General features: G+C 69.5%; 21 protein-coding genes. 13 read left to right on the top strand and 8 right to left on the bottom strand.

Going from position 1 to position 20,445, the window contains the following annotated elements:
* The first annotated feature begins 139 nt into the window (after positions 1–139).
* From ACFWYM_RS30370 to ACFWYM_RS30360, 3 genes are all read left to right on the top strand, one after another.
* The gene (locus tag ACFWYM_RS30370) at positions 140–1,375 is read left to right on the top strand and encodes an acyl-CoA dehydrogenase family protein (protein WP_384844350.1); all 1,236 of its coding nucleotides are present in this window, start codon (positions 140–142) and stop codon (positions 1,373–1,375) included.
* Between the two features lie 127 nt (positions 1,376–1,502).
* Positions 1,503–2,753 carry an N-acetylmuramoyl-L-alanine amidase gene (locus tag ACFWYM_RS30365; protein ID WP_384844347.1) on the top strand — a complete coding sequence of 417 codons (1,251 nt, stop codon included), beginning with the start codon at positions 1,503–1,505 and terminating at the stop codon, positions 2,751–2,753.
* Positions 2,754–2,764: 11 nt separating this feature from the next.
* On the top strand, positions 2,765–4,318 hold the full coding sequence (locus ACFWYM_RS30360; RefSeq protein WP_384844344.1) for a hypothetical protein: 1,554 nt from the start codon (positions 2,765–2,767) through the stop codon (positions 4,316–4,318).
* Between the two features lie 87 nt (positions 4,319–4,405).
* On the opposite strand, the gene ACFWYM_RS30355 is transcribed toward ACFWYM_RS30360, so the two are convergent.
* The 6 genes from ACFWYM_RS30355 to ACFWYM_RS30330 form a co-directional block, all read right to left on the bottom strand.
* Entirely contained in the window at positions 4,406–4,870 is a 465-nt protein-coding gene (locus tag ACFWYM_RS30355) for a hypothetical protein (protein ID WP_384844341.1), read from the bottom strand.
* A gap of 541 nt (positions 4,871–5,411) precedes the next feature.
* Positions 5,412–6,014: an IclR family transcriptional regulator gene (locus ACFWYM_RS30350; protein WP_384844338.1), complete on the bottom strand. Its 603-nt coding sequence runs from the start codon at positions 6,012–6,014 to the stop codon at positions 5,412–5,414.
* Between the two features lie 76 nt (positions 6,015–6,090).
* Entirely contained in the window at positions 6,091–7,122 is a 1,032-nt protein-coding gene (locus ACFWYM_RS30345) for an Lrp/AsnC family transcriptional regulator (protein WP_384844335.1), read from the bottom strand.
* A 103-nt stretch (positions 7,123–7,225) separates the two neighbouring features.
* The gene (locus ACFWYM_RS30340) at positions 7,226–7,837 is read right to left on the bottom strand and encodes a phosphoribosylanthranilate isomerase (RefSeq protein ID WP_384844332.1); all 612 of its coding nucleotides are present in this window, start codon (positions 7,835–7,837) and stop codon (positions 7,226–7,228) included.
* Positions 7,834–8,679, bottom strand: a complete 846-nt coding sequence (gene trpC, locus ACFWYM_RS30335; protein ID WP_384844329.1) for an indole-3-glycerol phosphate synthase TrpC — start codon at positions 8,677–8,679, stop codon at positions 7,834–7,836. Before trpC ends, ACFWYM_RS30340 begins: the two co-directional genes overlap by 4 nt.
* Positions 8,680–8,709: 30 nt before the next feature.
* On the bottom strand, positions 8,710–9,438 hold the full coding sequence (locus tag ACFWYM_RS30330) for a hypothetical protein (RefSeq protein WP_384844326.1): 729 nt from the start codon (positions 9,436–9,438) through the stop codon (positions 8,710–8,712).
* A 784-nt stretch (positions 9,439–10,222) separates the two neighbouring features.
* Here ACFWYM_RS30330 and ACFWYM_RS30325 point away from each other — a divergent pair.
* Positions 10,223–11,410, top strand: coding sequence for a sensor histidine kinase (locus ACFWYM_RS30325; RefSeq protein ID WP_384844323.1), 1,188 nt, complete (start codon positions 10,223–10,225; stop codon positions 11,408–11,410).
* Between the two features lie 24 nt (positions 11,411–11,434).
* On the opposite strand, the gene ACFWYM_RS30320 is transcribed toward ACFWYM_RS30325, so the two are convergent.
* A complete protein-coding gene (locus tag ACFWYM_RS30320) occupies positions 11,435–12,640 on the bottom strand; it encodes a sensor histidine kinase (protein ID WP_384844320.1) in 1,206 nt (401 codons plus the stop codon).
* 346 nt (positions 12,641–12,986) lie between these two features.
* On the opposite strand from ACFWYM_RS30320, the gene ACFWYM_RS30315 reads away from it, so the two are divergent.
* Positions 12,987–13,166: a hypothetical protein gene (locus tag ACFWYM_RS30315; RefSeq protein ID WP_384844317.1), complete on the top strand. Its 180-nt coding sequence runs from the start codon at positions 12,987–12,989 to the stop codon at positions 13,164–13,166.
* A gap of 131 nt (positions 13,167–13,297) precedes the next feature.
* Positions 13,298–14,656 carry a DUF2637 domain-containing protein gene (locus ACFWYM_RS30310; RefSeq protein ID WP_384844314.1) on the top strand — a complete coding sequence of 453 codons (1,359 nt, stop codon included), beginning with the start codon at positions 13,298–13,300 and terminating at the stop codon, positions 14,654–14,656.
* Between the two features lie 47 nt (positions 14,657–14,703).
* On the opposite strand, the gene ACFWYM_RS30305 is transcribed toward ACFWYM_RS30310, so the two are convergent.
* The gene (locus tag ACFWYM_RS30305; protein WP_384844311.1) at positions 14,704–15,384 is read right to left on the bottom strand and encodes a response regulator; all 681 of its coding nucleotides are present in this window, start codon (positions 15,382–15,384) and stop codon (positions 14,704–14,706) included.
* A 372-nt stretch (positions 15,385–15,756) separates the two neighbouring features.
* Here ACFWYM_RS30305 and ACFWYM_RS30300 point away from each other — a divergent pair, with 372 nt between their 5' ends.
* The 7 genes from ACFWYM_RS30300 (at position 15,757) to ACFWYM_RS30270 (ending at position 20,432) form a co-directional block, all read left to right on the top strand.
* On the top strand, positions 15,757–16,485 hold the full coding sequence (locus ACFWYM_RS30300; RefSeq protein WP_384844308.1) for a peptidoglycan-binding protein: 729 nt from the start codon (positions 15,757–15,759) through the stop codon (positions 16,483–16,485).
* Between the two features lie 314 nt (positions 16,486–16,799).
* Positions 16,800–18,482: a phage tail sheath family protein gene (locus ACFWYM_RS30295; RefSeq protein ID WP_384844305.1), complete on the top strand. Its 1,683-nt coding sequence runs from the start codon at positions 16,800–16,802 to the stop codon at positions 18,480–18,482.
* Between the two features lie 52 nt (positions 18,483–18,534).
* Complete coding sequence (locus ACFWYM_RS30290; RefSeq protein WP_384844302.1) at positions 18,535–18,981, top strand: phage tail protein; 447 nt, start codon at positions 18,535–18,537, stop codon at positions 18,979–18,981.
* Positions 18,981–19,460, top strand: a complete 480-nt coding sequence (locus ACFWYM_RS30285; RefSeq protein ID WP_384844299.1) for a hypothetical protein — start codon at positions 18,981–18,983, stop codon at positions 19,458–19,460. The genes ACFWYM_RS30290 and ACFWYM_RS30285 overlap by 1 nt, the downstream gene beginning before the upstream one ends.
* The gene (locus tag ACFWYM_RS30280) at positions 19,457–19,618 is read left to right on the top strand and encodes a hypothetical protein (RefSeq protein WP_384844296.1); all 162 of its coding nucleotides are present in this window, start codon (positions 19,457–19,459) and stop codon (positions 19,616–19,618) included. Before ACFWYM_RS30285 ends, ACFWYM_RS30280 begins: the two co-directional genes overlap by 4 nt.
* Positions 19,619–19,622: 4 nt before the next feature.
* A complete protein-coding gene (locus ACFWYM_RS30275; protein ID WP_384844293.1) occupies positions 19,623–19,994 on the top strand; it encodes a hypothetical protein in 372 nt (123 codons plus the stop codon).
* 3 nt (positions 19,995–19,997) lie between these two features.
* Positions 19,998–20,432 carry a phage tail protein gene (locus tag ACFWYM_RS30270; RefSeq protein WP_384844291.1) on the top strand — a complete coding sequence of 145 codons (435 nt, stop codon included), beginning with the start codon at positions 19,998–20,000 and terminating at the stop codon, positions 20,430–20,432.
* The last annotated feature ends 13 nt before the right edge of the window (positions 20,433–20,445 follow it).

Raw genomic sequence — 20,445 nt, 5'->3', positions numbered from 1 at the left:
AATGCTGCAGGGAGTAGGAATTCACTGGCTCGCCGACCAACTTCTCTCTGGATCACGAAGATTCACCCCCCCGTATCTCTATAGAAGAACATCACGGCCCGGCCTTCCAGGGAATTCACGAGAGACCAAGGACACATTCATGTCGCTTTCCATGTCACTGAACGCCGAGTTGCAGCCGGTCACCACGCGGGGCGCCCAAGTCGTGTCGGTGATCGAGGAGCAGCACGACTTCCTGGCCGAGCGGGCCGGGGCCACGGATCAGGAGGGCCGGTTCGCCCGGGACAGCGTCGATGCCCTGGTCACCGCGGGGGTGTTCGCGGCGCCGGTGCCCGTGGACCTGGGCGGCTCCGGGGTCGAGCGGCTGCACGACCTCACGGTGATCACCGCACGGCTCGCCCGCGCGGACGCCTCGGTCGCGGTCGCCCACTACATGCACACAGCGCTGGCCTGGTACTTCGCCCGCATCGTGCGGTTCGGCGCCGATGGCGAGCCCGGTTATCTGCCCCGGCAGGAGTGGCTCAGGGCCATCGGCCGCCGTCGCATGCTGCTGTGCTCCGCGGTCGCCGAGAGAGGGGCCGACTACTGGAACCTCACGACCACTGCGTCCCCCTCGTACAACGGGTGGCTGGTCAGCGGCCGCAAGGTCCTCGCCTCGCTGTCCCCCGCCGCGACGCACTTCTACTGCCGGCTCCGCGCCCAGCGCGGCGAAGGGCGCCACCTGGCCAGCGCGATGATTCCCGCCGACGCTCCGGGCGTGCACGTCGAGGACAACTGGCAGGGGCTCGGCCTGCGCGGATCCGGCAGCGGAGACGTCGTGTTCAGGGAGTGCGCCATCCCCGACGAGGCACTGCTGGTGCGCGGCCCCTGGGGTGCACGGGACCCGGGCATGCTGGAAGGCCGCGCCGTCAGCGGCCTGGGCCTCAACGGGGTGTATCTGGGCCTGGCCGAAGCCGCCCGTGACCACGCGCTGCGGTGCTTGGCCGAGCCCAACTCGGGCCGGACCCGAGCGCGTTCGGCGGGCGCCAGAAGCGCCCTGGCCGAGATGGAGATCGCGCTGACGGCCGCCCGGGGCACACTCGGCACGGCGCTGCGGGACTTCGACTCCTGCCTGCAGCGGAACAGGCCGCAGTCGATCACCGACGAGACGGGCCGCGGCATGATGAAGGCGTGCCAGAGCGTGAGCCTGGTCGTCGAGCGCGCGGCCGTCCAGGTCGTGGATCTGGCCATGCGCCTGACCGGAGGCGCCAGTTATCACGCACGGCATCCGCTGGCCCGCGCCTACCGCGATGTGCGGGCGGCGGCCTTCATGCCTCCCTATTCGCCGCCGGAGGAGGCGCTGGACTTCATCGCCGACACGGCGCTGGAGGAGAACTAGCCGGATGGCCGTTGCAATCAACCAGTGACGCGTTTTCCGTACGGGTATTGGCATGCACCATCGAGCACGCATCCGTTGATGCACTCAATTCCCTTGACTGGCACGCGAATTCCATAGGGAGAACAAAGTGAACGTCCGCACAAAAATCCTGGCCACAACAACAGGACTCATCGCCGTTGCGGCCACCGTCTCGGCCGTCGCACCCACCAGCGCGGCACCCGCCCCCACGGCGTCCCGGACCGGAGGCAGGGCACAGGTCGAACAGGTGCCGTTGACGGACACCGCCGGCAGGCGCACCGACGAGCTGTCGGCGCAGACGCAACGGAAGAGAGCGTCGCCCACGACGCAGACGTTCTCCACGGAGCAGCTGACCGGCAAGAGCTTCTCCACGCTCGGCCTGAGCTGGAAGAAGGACTCCTCCATGGCGCCGGGCACGACGGCCGGCGCGCGCTTCCACAAGAACGGCAAGTGGGGCACCTGGCAGGACGTGCCCCTTGAGTTGGGGGAGTCGGTGAACGAGGCCGCGCAGCGAGCGGGGGCACCGAGCTTCTACTCCGGCGACGCGGACGGCGTCCAGCTCAGGGTCACCACGCCCGGCGGCGCTCTGCCGAAGGACCTCCGCCTGGCCCTGGTCGACCCCAAGAACTCCTCGGTCGACCCCAAGACCCCCTCACCCGCAGCGAAGTCCGCCCCCGGCCAGCATCCCCCGCGGCCCGGCCGGCCGGTCGTCAACTCCCGCGCCGACTGGGGTGCGGACGAGTCCATAGCCGACCCGGGCTACAAGCTGCAGCCGTCCCTCAAGGCGGCACTCACCCACCACACGGTCACGGGGAACAACTCCTACACCCGCGCCCAGGTCCCCCAGATCATCAACGGCATCTACGTCAACCTCATTGAGAACCAAGGGTACGGAGACTTCCCGTACCACTTCGTGGTGGACCGCTTCGGTGGCATCTGGGAGGGCCGCAAGGGGTCGGCCGAGATGCGGCCGGGCAGCGACATCCCCGGCATCCTCGGCGGCCACGCCCAGGGGTTCAACACCAACACCTTCGGGGTGGCCGCCCTCGGCAACTTCGAGCCCGACAACAGCGAGGGCGGCGAGAACACCGGCCCCCACCCCAAGCCGAGCAAGGCCCTGCGCAACAGCCTCGCCGACCTCCTCGCGTGGAAGCTCGGCCAGTACGGCCTCGACCCCAAGGGCGACGTGGACCTCACCTCCGCGGGCGGCGGCGGCACCAACCCCCACCCGCCGGGCACCGTCGTCCCCGTGGATGTCATCACGAGCCACCGCGACGTCAACGTGACGGCGTGCCCCGGCCAGAAGCTGTACGACTACCTGCCGAAGCTGCGCAAGGACGTCGCCAAGCGGATGCGCTAGAAGGGAGTTCCGTGTTCACGCCTCAAACCACGTCGAGGGCCCAGGATCCGCACACGCAGCGGACGAAGATGCTGCTCCGTCAGAAGAACGGGGACCTGACGGGTATACGCGAGCTGGAGCCCCGACACGATGCAGTCGAGCTGAAGGAGGAGATCACCAAGGCCAAGTGCTTCGAAGCCGGGGTCAGCCTTGCCATTCTCGACAACCCGGGCCAGGTGGGCAGAGCCTTCGACAAGAAGGCGGAACCGCTGAAGGGGGTACTGGAGGCGGTGTATCGGAGCCCCTTGGGAGAACAGACCGTACATTTCCAGGGGAAGCCCCGGTCGCTCCGGGAGGTGTTCGACTCGACGCTGCTCGATCCGCTCTCCCCCACCTCGGACCAGATCGGCCGCTGGCCGGCCCCGCAAAAGGCCGATCAGTTCAAGCAGCAGGCGGACAAGTCGTTCCTGCGGACGGAGGTGCTCGACTGGGTGCTCACCGAGCTGGGCAGGCCGTCGGTGACAGGCAGCGATGCCGTGAACGCGCCCGGATACCGGTACTCCGATCTGCTGACCAAGGTACGTGCCGTCAGCGCCTTCGGGACAACCATGTGGCAGCTCCTCAGCGACAAGGACACGGCCCGGGAGAACCTGCCCCGCGTGGCTGAATTACTGAGTGCGGTGAACTCCCGTGTCGGTACCGTCGATTCGCTGCGGAAGCGGTTCGGCGAGTTCCAGAGGAGGACGCGGAATCACACCTTCGACAATCCACTGCTGCGGGCCCGGCGGGAGCGGATCCCGGAACTTCCTGACCATCAGGAGCTCAAGGGCTGGACGTACGAGAGTGCCGCCCTGTACGGCCTCGGGTTCGGGCAGGTGATCCAGCCCGGTGGCGTGCAGGACGAGGGATCCCGGGCCGCGCTGGAGAAGGCTCTTGTCGAGTCCGGTGGCGTGAACGGCATCAGACGACAGGGCGCCCCGATCGGCGATCCGGGCCGTCTCATGGTGCTCTCTGACGATGAATTCGCCGAAATGCCTGACGCGTTCAAGAAGTGCGGCCTGCAACAGTCCCTGAAAGAACATCGATTCGATCACGGCACCGGAGTGAATCGCTGGGAACCCTATGGAGTGTTCGCAGCGGAGAGCGCCGACCAGGGTTTTCCCTCGGCCGGTGCCCAGTCGGGCGGCACCTGCGACATCCTGCTGGCGGCCGGTCTCCTGAGTGCGGACAGTCTGTACGGCCGCCGCGAAACTGTCCTGCCACTGACGCTCGGTATCGTCGCTTTCATGAATTCCGGGGCCTATCACACTGCTGTCGAGATATTTCGGAACGGCAGGGCGATGGCGAGGGGAGTCCCGGCCTATGTCCCGCACGTCGACCGTAGGCACAGGGGTCTGTACGACGACATCATGGCCGCCCTGCGGGAATTCGGAGCCCGTGCGGCATATGACCGGGCAGCTGCCTACAAGAGGGCCTTCGACGCCGCATCGTCAAAGAGCAGCGTACGCCCGGACGATGTGACGACCTACTTCCATCTCTCCGATCGTCAGCAGCGGGACCTCGACTTCTGGGCAACCGGAGCATGAGCCGCGGAGGGCTTTCGCGGTGACGCCTTCCGCTGGGACGACGGAGACGTTCGCCACGCCCGTCCCAGCGGAAGGCACGTGTCCGGGTCAGCCGCCCACGGCGTCGTCGAGGGCCCCGTCGGGCACCGACTGCTTGGTGGACGCGGTGGAGCACTGCGGGACATTCGCGTCGTCCGCGACCTTCGTGTAGATGCCGGCGATCCAGCCGGGTACTTCCGGACGGCCGTCGGACCGCGAGGTGTCGAGCTTGTACCAGGTGCGCGACTTCTCGCCGTCGCGGACGATCTCCTTGCCGTCATCGATCTTGCACTTGAGCACGACCTTGGTCTGGGACACCATCTGCCCAAGGTTTTCGGCCTCATCGTAGGGAGTCGAGCGAACGATGAGCGGCGCGGCATTGGTATCGACCGCGCCGATCACCGGAGAGGTGGTCGGGGCCTCGGGCGCCGCCACCGCGGGTCCCGTACTGAAAAGCATGGCGCCCAGAGCCACCGCGGCGGCTCCGCCGACCACGACGGTGAAACGGGAACGGCGAGACTTCTTGTCAGACATGGGGAGTTCCTTATTGCTGGCGCGAAAAGGTCGCGCTGGATGGGAATTTCAGATGCAGCCCCGGCCGAGACCAAGGGCCTGACACTCATCACTTCCACAGTGTCACCCCCAAGATGTTTCATAATTTGAACTCGGTCCAGTCCTCGATGGTTGACAGTTCCGTATTCCCAGGGGCACGTTCCACTCCGTGAAACACCCGATGGACCCTGCCGCACTTCTGCGCCTAAATTCCCTTTCTGTGCACAGCCGTTCATCGGTTGGGCGTCGTTGAGACATCACCCACCTCACCGTCGAATGACACATGTGATGCCCCTGCAGCGGCCCCTTCCGAGCGGCGCGGAGCCTCGCGCGCTTCGTGCCGGAGCTCTCGTGGAGCTGGGACGGCAGCCCTCGTCGGCTTCGACGCCGTGTCCGCGTCGGCTGCCGTCGGCGGGGGTTTCGCGAAGGGGGAGCACTGCCCGGCTGCCCCGCGGGTGCGGTGGAGGTCCTGGGGCACGGGACTTCCACCGCATCACCGACCATGACGGCCACGGCCGTCGGCTCAGCCGTGAGCGAGGGGGCGCAGTTGCCGGGAGATGTCGGCGGCCGCGCGCCGGACCTGGCGGGCGGTGGCCAGCGGCTGCGGTCGGCGGATGGCACTGATCACCGTGATGGCGGCCATCGCGTGGTCCAGCGGATCCAGGATCGGGGCGGAGACGGCAATCGTCGACTGATGGTCCGTCAGGATCACGTAAGGAAGCCCCGGTTCGCTCAGCACCCGGGCCGCCGCGCTGTCGCACAGCGAGCGGTGTTTGTCGCGCGAGACGGCGGCAGCGGTCGGCCGCGGCGCGCAGACGCTGTCGAGGTGCGTCACGTTCACACCGTCCGGCATGGACAGCTGGGCGCTGCCGCGCGTCGCCTCGTGCAGACTTTCCAGATACGGCAGAACGATCCTGCGCAGGTGCCGTTGCAACGGGGCACGGGAGCCGAGCGTGAACAGCAAGTGGCCCAGCCTCAGCCCCTGTCGGCCGCGTTCCAGATAGCCGCGGTCCACAAGTTCCGCGATGAGCCGGTGCACGGTGGGCTTCGGCAGCCCCGTGCGTCGGGCGAGCTCCGAGAGCGTCACTTCGCTCTCGCCCGACCGAAATGCGTTCAGCACGGCCAAGCCCCGCGAGAGCTTCGAGCGGCTCGCGCCGCCGCTGTCCGGCCTCGGCGTCCTCGGCGTTGCGCGGGCGTCCACGTCAGCGGTCCGCGTGCCGCAGGTCCGCGGGGGTGTGCCCCACCGCCCGGTCGCGGTCGTCGAGGATGCGGCCGACGCGTTTGACGGAGCGCAGGATCAGCTTGCGGTCGCGGATGACCAGGCGGTAGTGCCCTTGCGTGATGTGCTTCTCGAACTGCTGCAGATGCTCCAGGGAGCTCACCCAGACCACGAAGCCCAGGTTGCTGGGGCCCACCGGGGAGAACACGGCCCGCACTTCGAGCCGGCGCATGAGCAGACCCGCGATGTACTCCAGCTGCCCCACCGCGGCGTCCGCGTAGAAGACCGCGTGCACGGGAGTCGCCGTGGCCGAGCGGGCCACCTCGGTGCGCAGCGTCAACTGGCCATTGCCCAGCAGGCGTTCGAGACGGCGCCGGGTCGTCGACTCGTTCATGCCGGTGACTTCGGAGAGCCGCGCGATGGAGGCTCGGCCGTCCCGGCCCAGCTCCAGCGCCATCTCCCAGTCGGCGTCGGTCAGTTCGGTCCACGGCGCCGACTCTCCCTTGGGGAAGGTGCGGCGGATCAGGCCCTGCTGCGAGCTGTCCAGCGCCCCGAGCCGCCATCGGCTGGCGTTGGTGAAGGTCCGTACGGCCATGTGCGTGCGGACCGCCCGGACGTGCCGGAGACGCTGGAATCGCCCCAGCGCGTAGGCCGCCAAGGCTTCGTAGGAGCGCGCGGCCACAATGACCAACAGATCCGCGGTTCCACTGGCCACATCGACGGTGTAGGCGCAGGGGTCCGAGCAGAGCTCCTGGGCGACCTCTTCCGCCTTGCCGTACTCACAGTCGATCTCGATCATTCCGAACCGGGTCTCGGGTTCCCTCGGCGGATGACACGTGACCCAGGCGATCCCCTCCTCCTCCAGCCGGCGCCACCGGCGCGCGGCCGTCGTGGCGCCGATGGAGAGGGCCTTGCCCACCCCGGACCAGCTCCCACGGGGCGCCAGCTGCAGCGCATGAAGGATCTTCAGGTCGATCTCATCAGAGATGCCTGAATCAGCCAGTTCCTCGCTCATAGCCTCATAAATTACGCAACTGTCCGCCTCTATGAAGTCACCCAGCACGAAGGGGCCCTCCGAACGGTCGCACGGGGATGGTGCCGTCGCGCCTCTTCCCGCCCTATGCGGCAGCGCGGGCCGCGTCGACGAAGGCGGCGATCAGAGCCGGGTCCTTGACGCCCCGGGCCCGCTCCACCCCGCTGGAGACGTCCACTCCCCACGGCTCGGTGCAGCGGACGGCCTCTCTCACGTTCTCCGGGGTGAGTCCGCCGGCCAGGAGCCAGCGCCCCTCGGGCGGAGTGAAGTCGGGGGCCGCCCAGTCCCAGGCCCGTCCGGTGCCGGGCGCGGGGGCGTCGAGCAGCAGCAGGTCCTCGTCGAGCTCGCCGCGGCGTGCGCGGCGCCCCTGCGCGGCGACGGCACGGATGAGCGTGCGGTGCGGCTGCGCCAGGGCCGTGTAGTACTCGCTGCCTTCGTCACCGTGGAGCTGGACGCCCCGGACGCCACTGGCCTCCGTCAGGGCGCGCACCTCGGCCAGCGGCTGCCGCCGGAAGACGCCCACGGTCAGGACGTGCTCGGGAACCGCCCGCGCCAGGTCCCGTGCGGTGGCGGCGTCGACGCGGCGAGGGCTCTCGGCGAACACGAAGCCGATCGCGTCGGCTCCGGCCCGGACCGCGGCCGCCACGTCGGCTTCCGTCCGCAGTCCGCAGATCTTGATGAACAGGGCCGCGCTCATGAGGCGCTCGGTCCCTCGCTCGGCCCCTCGCCCGCGCCCTTGTCCCGACCGTCTCGTCCGCCCTTGCCCGCCGCGACCAGGGCGCTGACCGCTGTGCCCGCGTCCGAGCCGGTGACCACGGCTTCGCCCACCAGCACCGCGTCCGCGCCCGCTTGCGCGTATGCGATCACGTCGCGTGCGTCGCGCACTCCGGACTCGGCCACCTTCAGGGCCGTGCCGGGCAGCAGGGGCGCCACGCGGGCGAAGGTGTCGCGGTCGACCTCGAGCGTCTTGAGGTTGCGGGCGTTCACCCCGATCAGCCCCGCGCCGAGGGCAGCAGCCCGTGCGGCCTCCTCCTCGTCGTGGACCTCCACGAGGGCCGTCATGCCGAGTTCCGTGACGAGTGCGTGGAGGGCGGTGAGCCGGGCGTCGTCCAGCGCCGCCACGATCAGCAGGACCAGGTCGGCGCCGCATGCCCGGGCCTCCCACACCTGGTACTCGGAGACGATGAAGTCCTTGCGCAGTACGGGCACGTGCACGGCGTCGCGCACGGCGGACAGGTCGTCCAGCGAACCGAGGAACCGCCGTTCCTCCGTGAGCACGCTGATCGCCGCCGCTCCGCCGCGTGCGTACTGGGCGGCGAGGTTCGCGGGCGCGGGAATGTCGGCGAGCCGCCCCTTCGACGGGCTGGCGCGCTTCACCTCGCAGATCACGGCCACGTCGGGGCCCGCCCACTCGGTGCGGACGTCGCGGGGCGCGGGGCGTCTGTCGGCGCTCTCCCGCACCGCGGCGAGCGGTGTGGCCGCCTGCCGCCGCCGGCAGTCCTCCGTAGCCCCGGCCACCAGGTCATCGAGCCATGTCACCGACTACCACCCCAACTAGGAATATGAGACCTACACCCATGCGACGGCCGGTCCATCGAGAACAGCAGGAACCGCGCACGCGACAGTCATTCTGAAAACTTCTTCGTACTTCGAAAGATCGCCTCGGCCCTCGTGCTGCGGCTCTCCATCGACGGAATATCCAAGCCGACCGAGGGTGACATCCTTCTTGCTCCGACCCATCACCCAGGGCGCGTAGCAGTGCTTCGTTTTTGTGTAGTGCACCCGGACGGACACCTCGAGCGGCACCTCATAGTGATGCACGCCCGGACCGTAACGAACGGTGCCTGAATTCTGATAGCTGGATTCGTTTCCGGACACGGCACCCTTCTTCGCGGACCAAGTGGCGTTGGGGGCGACATTGCTGGGGTTGGGAATCGGATTGATTCCATAGGCGCCCGACAGGCCGAGCGACAGGCCCTGCTCGCTGCTGCGCCCCTGGGACCGGCTCCCGGAATCGCAGTACGCGGCTTCGACGGAACCCTCCGGATCGGTGACACGGCGCTTGCCGGGAACAGGGCGCAGCGCGTACGCCAGGTATCCGGAATAGTTCCAGAACGCACTGCTCCCCTTGAGCCGGATCTGCTCCTCGTCACCCACGCAGAGAGTTCCTGCCTTCGCCATGACGTCGTGCTTGATCAAGGAAGCGATGTCCCCCGGGGCGAGCTCCCCCTTCAATCCGTCGGGGATCGCGTCGTATACCGCGGCCCCCATGCCGGGCGAGAATTTGACTTCCGTCACCTTCGACCTCGACGGAAGTACGCTCTCTCCGGTTCCCGCCCCGGAGACGGCTTGAAGAACCGCCCCGGTGCGCGTTCGGCGGTGCTTTTCCCGCAGTCGGTTCGTGGCCCATTCCTTGAGCCCTCTCGCCCGTTCACGCTGCGGGGCCGCGGGCCCCTGCGCCGAAGCGGTCGACGTTCTCCGCGCCGGAGCCTGCGGGCCCGCCGCCGGTTGCTGTGGCCTCGAAGCCAGGACGGGAGTAGTCATGCGCCCACCTCTTCGCATCCGCAGTGTGTCAACGACTGTCTCCTCCACCGGAGTTGGAGGAGGCGGAGGTGCTCCAGACACTGGTGCCGGGCCGGGCCGACGGCTCGGGGACACAAGGCGTCGGCCCGGCCCGGACCCGGGCGCAGGAACCTCACAGATGGCCCCTGCGCCGTGCTGGACGGCCCGGCACCTGCCGACACCAGGCCGCACACGAACGGTAGGAGCCGCGCCGCGGCCCGCGGTCGAGCCGGAAGTGGACTCCGGCCGCCATAGGTGCACTCCCCCACCTGCCGTAGGTGCACTCCGCCTGCCACTTCCGGCTCGTCCCCGCCCTGCGGCACCCTCGCGGCGGCGCGGGAGGGGCGCAGGATCCTGTGCCTCGCGCGGGGCCGATTGACGGAATCGCGCGTATCGCCGCCCACTCCGCACGTGATCCTGCACAGACACCAGCCGACATAGCGGGACAACGCAGGATCATTTGACGGGACCCGGGGATCCGGTGCCCGAACCAATTCCGGGACATCCCGAGCGGCGGAGAATGAGGCTTCTTGCACTGAAGACGCTATCGGGCCGACGTCACGCCGTCGGTGCGCTGAAGCATGCACAGCGGGCCCGCCTGGTCGACGTCGCCACGTGCGTCCTCGCCTGCGGGGTGTCCCTGCTGGCCCTGGACAACGCGCACTCCAGCGGGCTGACCCCCGCCTACTGGAGCTCGGTCCTGGTGACGGCCATGGCGTCCACCGTGCTCCTCATCCGCCGGACATCGCCGCACCTGGCCGTGGCTGTGGCGCTGCTGAGCACCCTCGCCTCCGACGACCTGACGCTTCTCCTCTTCGCCTCGTACGCCCTGGGGGCGTACGGCGGGCGGTTCCGCTGGGCCGCGATCGTGGTCGCGGGTCTGTTCTACGTCGCCACGCGCGCGTGGGTGGGCACCGTGCTGACGGATCTGTCGTCGGTGGCGTACTACACCGTGACCGAGGTCTGGTTCCCCGCGGCGGTGGGCGATCTGATGCGCAGGCGGCGCCAGGTCACGGGGCTGCTGCGCCAACGCCTCGTGGCGGTCGAGCGCGCCGTCGACCAGGCGGCCGACCTGGCCGTGCTGGAAGAGCGCACGAGGCTGGCCTTCGACATTCACGACAGCCTCGGCTATCACGCCACGGTGCTCACCCTCCAGGCGTCCGCGCTGCGCACCTGCCCGGACCTTCCCCCAGAGGCGGAACATCGGGTGACCACCATGGAGGAGGCCGCGCGTGGAGTCGTGCGGGACCTCCGCGAGACGCTCGACGTCCTGCGCGGCGATGCCGATCACGCACGGAAGGAGGGCCCGGCGTATGCGCAGTTCGCGGCGGCTCTCGTGGCGAATCTGAACGCCGCCGGTGTCGACGTCTCCTTCCATCAGAGCGGCCGGGCCCGGCCACTTCCCCACAGCGTCGACGAGGCGCTGCGCCACTGCGGCCGGGAGTCGCTGACCAACGCGGTGAAGCACGGGGGCGGCGCACCCATCAGTCTCCAGCTGCGTTTCCTCACGGACGAGGTGGAGCTGGAAGTCCTCAACCGGGTCAGCACCGCCGCGTCGGCGGCCCGGGACGCGGGCGGCATCGGGCTCACCAGCTTGCGGACCCGGGCGGCCGACGTGGGCGGACGGCTGGAGACGGGCGTCACTTCGGAGGGCACCTTTCGGGTGTGCGTGGCCGTGCCCGTCCCCGCGCAGCCGCCGCCCCCGTGACGGTCTCGACACCACGTACGCCCTTCAGTCCTCCGGCAGGGGCATGCGCGCGCTCAGCAGGAATCCGCCCGCGGCCGTGGAGCACGACTCGAAGCGGCCGCCGAGCAGGTGTACGCGGGTGCGCAGATTCCGCAGCCCGGCTCCGGTGCCTCCCAGCGCGGGGCCCGCATCGGTACGCGGCCCGTTGCGCACGGAGATGTCGACCCACTCCTGATCGAACGTCAGGGTGATGTCGATGTCCGCCCCGGGCGCGTGCTTGACGGCGTTGGTGAGACCTTCCTGGCCGATGCGGTAGAGGGTCGACTGGATCTGCTGCGGCAGCGGAACGGGCGTGCCCTCGACCGAGCAGGCGGCCTGCACTCCGATCGCCCGCATGTTCCGCACCAACGATTCGAGGAACACCTGATATCCCACGTCCACCAGGCGGGCGGGCGGCGACAGTTCGCCCGGGGCCTTGCGCAGGATGTCGAGGATCTCCCGCAGCTCCGCCATGACGGCCCGGGCGGCCTCCTCGATCACCTCGGCGCCCTCCCGCACCTTGTCGGGCCGCTCGGCGTGCACCTTGACCGCGGCGGCCTGCAGGGAGACGACAGCCACCTGATGGCCGACGCCGTCGTGCATGTCGAAGGCGAGCCTCGTCCGTTCTTCGAGCACCGCGTAGCGCGTCGCCTGGTCCACGCCGCCCCGCACCCTGCGCATCTGCCGGCGGAACAGGGAGTTGAGCCGCTCCTGTCTGCGCAGCACCTGGGCCGCCGCGGCGATCAGCACGACGTGGACGCCCAGTTGGTGGAGGACGGTGGTGGAGACGAGGGGCTGACCGAGCAGCGGCCGCGTCAGGACGTACGCCAGCGCGAGAGCTGTCACCGAGACCAGCCGCGCCCGGCCCCCGAAGCGCACCAGGGCCCAGGTGCTGAAGATCAACGGGGTGGGGTCGTCGGTCACGAGCGTGGCCGCGACGCCGGTGACCGCGGCCAGCTCCGGGATCCGTCGGCGCAAGAGGAGAGTCGCCGCGTACGCCGTGGCCATGGCCACGGACCCGGCCGGGCCGGAGACGATCCCGGTGCGGTACCGGGTGGAGACCGCCAGCAGTGTGAGCGCCAGCGCCACCGAGGCCGTCGCCAGATCCCACAGCCGTGCGTCGGCCGCACGCGGCCGGATGCGGCGGGGCGGCCATGCCCGATCGAGTCCCCAGCGGCGGAGCGTGGCGTCGAGCAGGGGGTGGGAGCACACAGTCAGGCACAACTTCCTTGGGTCCTTGGCGTGCCTTCAGTATTCAAACCAGTCCGGTGCCCCACGACCGCGTTCCGGCTGCGAACACCATCGCAAGTTGATGGGAAGCGCGCAGAAGTTGACACCACCGGCGACGGCACCCGCACCTGGTCTCCGCGGCCGCTCGCCCCTCTCTCCGATACGGGGCGTCGGGCGACCCGCATTGTCATCTTCAGGATCTCCGGGTCGACCATCGGCGGCCCCCGGGCACGGCGCACACGCATAGCAAGGACCTGGGCCCGGGAGGCCGGGCCAGCCGTCCTCGACTCCGGCCGCGTCCACGCCGTCGAAGGTGGAGGCCGGTGCCGTGCCGTCGACCGTATCCGCGAAGAAGGACTCCGCTCCGTCGGGCAGCCCCTCTCCCGAAGGCGATCTCGCCATCACGGGGAGTTCCGTGGCGCTCTACGCGGGGCTCGGCGTGACACTCCTGACCGTGGGCGCGCTCGCGGTCGTGCGGGGAGTGCGGCGGCGCGGACTGTCGGGCTGAACGCCCAGTTCTGGTCGGCTCGTCGAACTGTCAACTTTCGGCGCGCATACTCGCTCAACGCCGACACCTTCGCGCTCACCAACTCCGGATGATCGAGCTCCAGTTGAAAATCCGCAGGAGGGGGTTCGCGGGTGGCCGCGACGCAGTTGACACGTACACACCGCATACTGCTCGGCCTGGTCGTCGCGGGCACGGTGGTCATCGCGGCGATCGGCTTCGCCGGTTCGTACACGGCGGTACGCGAACTCGCCGAGCGGAAGGGCTTCGGGGACTTCTCCCTGGTCTTCCCCCTCGGCATCGACGCCGGCATCTGCGTCCTGCTCGCCCTGGACCTCCTGCTGACCTGGCTGCACATCCCCTTCCCGCTGCTGCGTCAGACAGCCTGGCTGCTGACCGCCGCCACCGTCGCCTTCAACGGCGCCGCCGCCTGGCCCGATCCCCTCGGCGTCGGCATGCACGCCGTCATCCCCGTCCTGTTCGTCGTCGCCGTCGAGGCCGCGCGCCACGCCGTGGGCCGCATCGCCGACATCACCGCCGACAAGCACATGGAGGGCGTGCGCCTGGCCCGCTGGCTGCTCTCGCCTTTTCCCACCTTCCGGCTCTGGCGGCGCATGAAGCTGTGGGAGCTGCGCTCGTACGAGCAGGTCGTCAAGCTCGAACAGGAGCGGCTCATCTACCAGGCCCGCCTGCGGTCCCGCTACGGCCGCGGCTGGCGGCGCCGGGCGCCCGTCGAGGCGCTGATGCCTCTGCGCCTGGCCCGGTACGGGGTCCCGCTGGCCGAGACCGCCCCCGCCGGGCTCGCCGCCGCGGGAGTTGATCCGGTGCTGCTGCCCTCCGCCCCCAAGCCCGAGGCGACGGGGGCTCACGCTCAGCCGCCGGAACCGACCACCGAGACGGTGCCGGAGATCGAAACGGAAGAACCTGACGTCCACGTCGATCCGGAGCCAACTCCGGCCTCCGCCAGGCGAGAAGAACCGGCGAGCACCGTGGAGTCGGACGACCAGCCGAGTCCTCGTCCCGAGCCGTTTCCCGGCATCGAGGCCCACAAGTTGCCCGCGTCGCCCCCGCTGCCGCCCGAGGTCTCCAGTGAATCCCCTTCGGGACACGGCGAGTTGGCCAGTCGTGAGCTGACCACGGCGGATCGCTACTACCTGGGGTGGGACGCCTTCGTCGTACGGCACGGCCGGGAGCCGCACGCCGACGAGCTCGCCGACTTCCTGGGTGACCGGCCGGGCAGCGCGCCCGCCGGGTCAGGGGTGCTGCACCGCCACCTTCGGGACTTCCAGCTCTACCGGGTCTGGGCGCGGTTGTACGAGGAGGGGGGCGAGGAACCGGCGCCCGCGGCCGTCGTGCGGGAGGCGTCCCGGAGCGGGGTCGGCAGGCGGCACGGCACGCCGGTCACGGTCGCGGCGGTCCATCAGCATCTCGCCGAGTTCCGGCGGCGACACCGCCTGCTCGGCACTGCGGACGCACAGCCGACCGCGCGCTGAACCGCTCGGCCCGGACCGGTGCCCGGACCACCGTCAGCGGATCAGGGTCACTTGCGCGGTGGGCGCGGACGCTCGGCGCCGACCAGGCCCGCCTCGTACGCGAGGATCGCCGCCTGGGTGCGGTTGTCCAGGCCGAGGCGGGCGAGCATGCGCGAGGCGTACGTCTTGACGCTGGCCAGGGAGAGGTGGAGCGCCTCGGCGATCTTCTGGTTGGTGTAGCCGGCGCCGATGAGGGTGAGGACCTCGCGTTCGCTGTCCGTGAGGGAATCGATCTTCTCCCGCAGCCCGTTGGAGCCGACCGGCATACGGGCGTGCGCCCGGCTCACCAGCTTCGTCATGATCTCGGGGGACATGACGGTGCCGCCCGCCGCGACCGTGCGGACCGCGGCGACGAGCTCTTCCGTCCGCAGGTCCTTGAGGAGGAACCCCGCCGCGCCCGCTTGGAGCGCCTCGATCACGAGGTCGTCGGTGTTGAAGGTGGTGAGCACCAGGACGCGTGGGACTTCTTCGAGGCGCATGAGCTGGAGGGTGGCCTCGACTCCGCCGATGTGGGGCATGTGGAGGTCCATGATGACCACTTGGGGCCGGTGTTCGCGGGTGGCGCTGACGGCCTCCGCCCCGTCGGCGGCCTCTGCGACCACGACGATCTCGTCGTCGGCCTCGAGGACCGACCGCAGACCTGAGCGGATGAGGCTCTGGTCATCAACAATCAGAACGCGGATTGCCACTGCTGCTTCCTCACTGCGACAGGTGCCCGGATATGCGGCGCAGGCACGAGGAAACAATAGGCCATGTCTCTGTCCGGCCCCTGTCCGGGAAATCGGCCGGCCCGGCCGATGACAGGATCCGGGCCGGGCCGACAGCGACACGAGAGGCCCTCGGGGGAAAGGGATGACTGGGTTCAGCAGTGGAACTCATCTTCAGTCGCCTCTGTGCCGATTCTCATTCTGCCCCGGCAGGCAGCGCCCCGGGCCCGTCAAAGGTTGACTCAGTGGGCGCCGAAAGTCGATGGAAGTGCAATTCCCCGGGCTGCTTACTGGGCCTTTCTGATAGCCAGGGGGCGACACCACATCGATGAATTGAAGGAAGCACCATCTCTCATGGGCCACAGCCAGCGGGACGCACCGGAATTCAGCACCCATCGACGGCGCTCCCCGCTGCGACGGCCGCCGGTCCTCGCCGCGCTGGGAGCGGTCGCCATCCCCTGCGTCGTCGTCGCCGGCATCCAGGGGATCGAACGCTCCAAGAGCCACGCCGCGCCACCCTCGCGGGACGGCTTGCCCGCCTCGTGGGCTCCCTCGGACGGGACGGGGCGGCCGACGGGCGGAAGCGGCGGGCCGAGCGCGTCCCCCTCGGGCGGTGCGACGTCCGACAGCGCCGGGGCCACCAAGGGGGCGGGACGCGGCAAGAGTTCCCGGCCGAGCTCGGACGGGGCGCGCGGCGACGCTCGGGACCCTGCGCGGGACCGGGCCTCGCACCGGGCCGGGGCCTCGGGTGACACCGGACGTGCGCCCGCCCCGCCCTCCTCGCGCGGGCCTGCCCGGCCGACTCCCTCGCACCCGGCCCCGTCCGCCTCCTCGTCCTCGCCCGCCTCCGCGTCACCGACGCTGAAGCGGGGCGACCGGGGAGCCGCGGTGGAAGCCATGCAGCGGCAGCTCTACTCGATCGGCTTCTACCACGGCCACCGGTACGGGGAGTTCGACGCCGACACGGAGAAGTCCGTGCGGAGATTCCAGAGTTGGGACGCGGTGGCGGACCAGGTCGCGTCCGATGTTCCGGGAACGTACGGGCCCGCCACCAAGGCGGCGCTCGACCGCTGGGCCTCTTGAGCGGACGCGCGAGGACGTCGGCGACATTCCAGCGTCCCAGTCGGCCGCACCGCTCGTAAGCGGGAGAAAGTAGACGGCGGACGACGGAAGTTGATGCGCCCGAGATTTAGAACAATCCTTGGTGGACATTCCGGCGAAGTCCCTGGATTCATTTGACAGGTCCAAAACGGACTGACGATGATCCGACCAGATCAGCCGCACACCCTCACGGGTCGCCAACATGCCTTGTGCAGAGCCGATATGACGCCGTGACACATAGCGCGAGCGCGCTGCCTGATCGCCCTCTCAGTCGCACTTCAGAAAAGGACAGCTGGATGCCGAACTACTTGTCTCCGGGCGTGTTCATGGAGGAGGTGGCGGGCGGCTCCCGTCCGGTGGACGGCGTGGGCACCGCGATCGCCGCCTTCGTCGGCTTCGCCGAACAGGGCCCGCTCAACGAGCCCGTCCGGATCACGAATTGGAGCCAGTACGTCAAGACGTTCGGTGAGTTCGGCGACGGCTCCTACCTCGGGCATTCCGTCTACGGGTTCTTCGCGAACGGCGGCGGCACCTGTTATGTCGTCCGCGTCGGCGGTCAGTCCACGGCCACCGCCGGAACCGGGACTGCGGCCGTCAATGCCGCCGGTCCTCTGGAGCTCGGCGGCTTCCGTGTCGCGGCGCTCCCCGCCGCGGCCGGACGGGACGTCTCGCTCGACGTCCGGCGCAAGGCCCCCGACACCGACTCCTCCGGCAAGCCGCGCCGCCCGGCGGGTGAGAAGCCCAAGACAGGCGGCAAGGACGGCGACTCCGGTGCCTCCGGTGCCTCCGGTGCCTCCGACACATACACCCTCACGGTGAAGGTGGACGGCGCCCCGGTGGAGACCTTCGAGGTGAGCGGGGACAAGTCATCGCCGCAGTACGTGGTCACGCAGGTCAAGGAGCGTTCCCAGTACGTCCTGTTCGAGGAGCCCCCGGCCACGGCGACGAGCACCGCGCTCGCCCTGCCGGAGAAGACCTCGCTCTCCCTGACGCAGCAGGCGGCCCAGGCGGCCGACAACGCCGGTGCCACGGATGCGACGGACGCGACAGACGCGACGGGTGCCAAGGACGTGGTCGGCGGATACGTCGGCGACGTCAGCCGACGCTCCGGTCTGTCCGGCCTGGAGGCGATCGACGACGTGACGATGGTCGTCGCTCCCGACCTGATGGCCGCCTATCAGCGCGGCGCGCTCGACCGCGAGCAGGTCAAGGCCATCCAGATGGCGATGGTCAACCACTGCGAGAACATGGCCAACCGCATGGCCATCCTCGACCCGCTGCCGGACATGACGCCCACCGACGTCTATGAGTGGCGGCAGAACGAGGCCGGCTTCGACTCGAAGTTCGCGGCCCTGTACTACCCCTGGATCAGGGTCGCCGACCCCACCAGCGGCAAGGGGTTCCTGATGCCGCCCTCGGGGCACGTCGCGGGACTGTGGGCCCGCAGCGACGAGGCGCGCGGGGTCCACAAGGCCCCGGCGAACGAGGTCCTGCGCGGCGTGCTCGACCTGGGCATGCAGGTGACCAAGGGCGAGCAGGAACAGCTCAACCCCGCGGGCATCAACTGCATCCGCAGCTTCCCGGGCCGGGGCATCCGGGTGTGGGGCGCCCGCACCCTCTCCAGCGACGCCGCCTGGCGCTACCTGAACGTGCGCCGGCTCTTCAACTACCTGGAGGAGTCCATCTACCAGGGCTCCCAGTGGGTCGTCTTCGAGCCGAACGACGAGCGGCTGTGGGCCACGATCCGGCGCAACGTCTCCGCTTTCCTGATCGGCGAGTGGCGTCAGGGCGCGCTGTTCGGCAGCACGCCGGAGGAGGCGTTCTACGTCAAGTGCGACGCGGAGACCAACCCGCCGGACGTCATCGAGTCCGGCCAGGTCGTCTGCGAGGTCGGCGTCGCTCCGGTGAAGCCCGCGGAGTTCGTCGTCTTCCGGCTCTCGCAGGAGTCGCTGTCCGGCGCCTCGGGCGGCGGCGCCTAGCCCGACGAGACCGTCTGACCGTTCCACTTCCCCTTCGGAATAAGGAGATTCGATGCCGGACCAGGCAGATCAGTTCATCGTTCACACCTTCGGCCTCCAGATCGACGGTGTGCAGGTCGAACTGCTGAAGACCATCAGCGGGATCAGCCTCGAGCAAGAGGCCGTGACCACCCATCACACGACCAAGGACGGCAAGCAGGTCATCCTGAAGCAGCCGGGGAAGAAGACCGTTCCCAGCATCACGATCACGCGCGGCATGGACAAGAGCAAGGCGCTCACCGACTGGATCAAGATCATCCAGGACGAGGGCGACGTCCCCAAAGCGCGGAAGAACGTGACCATCGAGATGAAGGACAACAAGGGCACGACCATGCGGCGTGTGACGTTGGAACGCGCCTGGGTGAGCAAGTGGGTCAGTGCTGACCTCAACGCGGATCAGAGCAGCGCGATGGACGAGACCGTCACCATCGAGTGCGAGAACCTGAAGGTCGAGGACTGATGCGGCGGGGGCGTGTGACCGAGGGCCCCGCCGCCACCGCGGCACCCCCGCCCGCACCGGTCCCCGCGCCCTCGCCCGCCGCGGGGGCCGCAGGATCACCGACCGAACCTGCGGCCCTCCGTACGGAGTTCCCCTTCACGCTGCCGCGCGGCTACGTCGACTCCCGGGGGACGGTGCACCGCGAGGGCGTGATGCGGCTCGCGACCGCGCGCGACGAACTCGTCCCGCTCACCGACACACGGGTCCGCGACAACCCCGCGTATCTGTCCGTGGTGCTCATCAGCAGGCTGATCACCCGGCTCGGCGGCCTGACGGACGTGCACGTGGGAATCGTGGAGGAGATGTTCGCGGCGGACCTCGGCTACCTCCAGAGGTTCTACGAGAAGATCAACACGGATGGCTCCTCCCTCGCCGCCACGGTGTGCCCCGAGTGCGGTCACGGCTTCGACATCGACCTCGGGAGCCGCCTGGGGGAATGACGACGTACGCGGCCGACGACCTCCACTCCGAGATCGCGTACCTCGCCCATCACCTCCACTGGCCACTCCATGAGCTCCTCGATCTGGAGCATGTGCGGCGCGGTCGATTCCTGCGCCACGCCAAGGACTTCGACCACCGATCACGGGACAGGAACTAGGACCATGCTGCGCTGGATACGCGGGAAGTGCAGGCGCCGTCGCACTGCTTCCGCCACGCGGGAAGCGGGGCCGGAGGTGGTGCGCCGCACCGCCGTCGTACTGCCGCGCCCCCTGCGCCTGTGCTGCGGCGGCCTGCGCCCGGTGACCGAACCGGGGCGCATGCGGCCCCGGTTGGCGGCCTGGCGGGATCACCGGCTGACCGGTGCCCCGGCCACCGCCGTCGCGCCTGACGCTCCGCTGATCCTCGGCCCGTCGGCGCGGCCGATGGGAGCAGCAGCCGGGGCTTCCCCGCGCCGCAACGTCGGGCCGCTGTGCTGGCCGGTCGACGGGGACGCGGCGGCGCGGCGCGGGCCGCTCGTCGAGGAAGGGGGATGAGCCGTGCCTGAGAGCTCCACGCAGACCACAGCCGCGCACCGGTTCTCGTTGACCATCGACGGGAAGCGGTTCGAGTTCTTCACGCGGTGCACCGGGCTCGCCCTGTCGGTGGACCTGGACGAGTTCGTCGAAGGCGGCATCAGCGACTCCGTCGTCCAACTGCCCCGCCACATCACGTACTCGCCGCTGGTGCTGGCCAGGCCCGTCACCCGGCTGACCATGGAGACGTGCCGCTGGGTCCAGGAGTCGGTACGCCGTCCCACGCGGCGGACCGCGCGGATCGCCTGCCTGAACGCCGCGGACGCCGAGGTCGCCCGGTGGGACCTGCTGAATGTCATGCCCGTGGCGTGGCGCGGTCCCGCGCTCGACGCCGAGGGCACACACCTGGCCATGGAGGAGATCGAACTCGTCCATGAGGGCTTCCTCCCTCTCGCCTGAGCCACCCCGAGAG

Source organism: Streptomyces sp. NPDC059009 (assembly GCF_042740175.1).
GTDB lineage: Bacteria > Actinomycetota > Actinomycetes > Streptomycetales > Streptomycetaceae > Streptomyces.
This window is presented reverse-complemented; position numbering and strand designations above follow the sequence as displayed.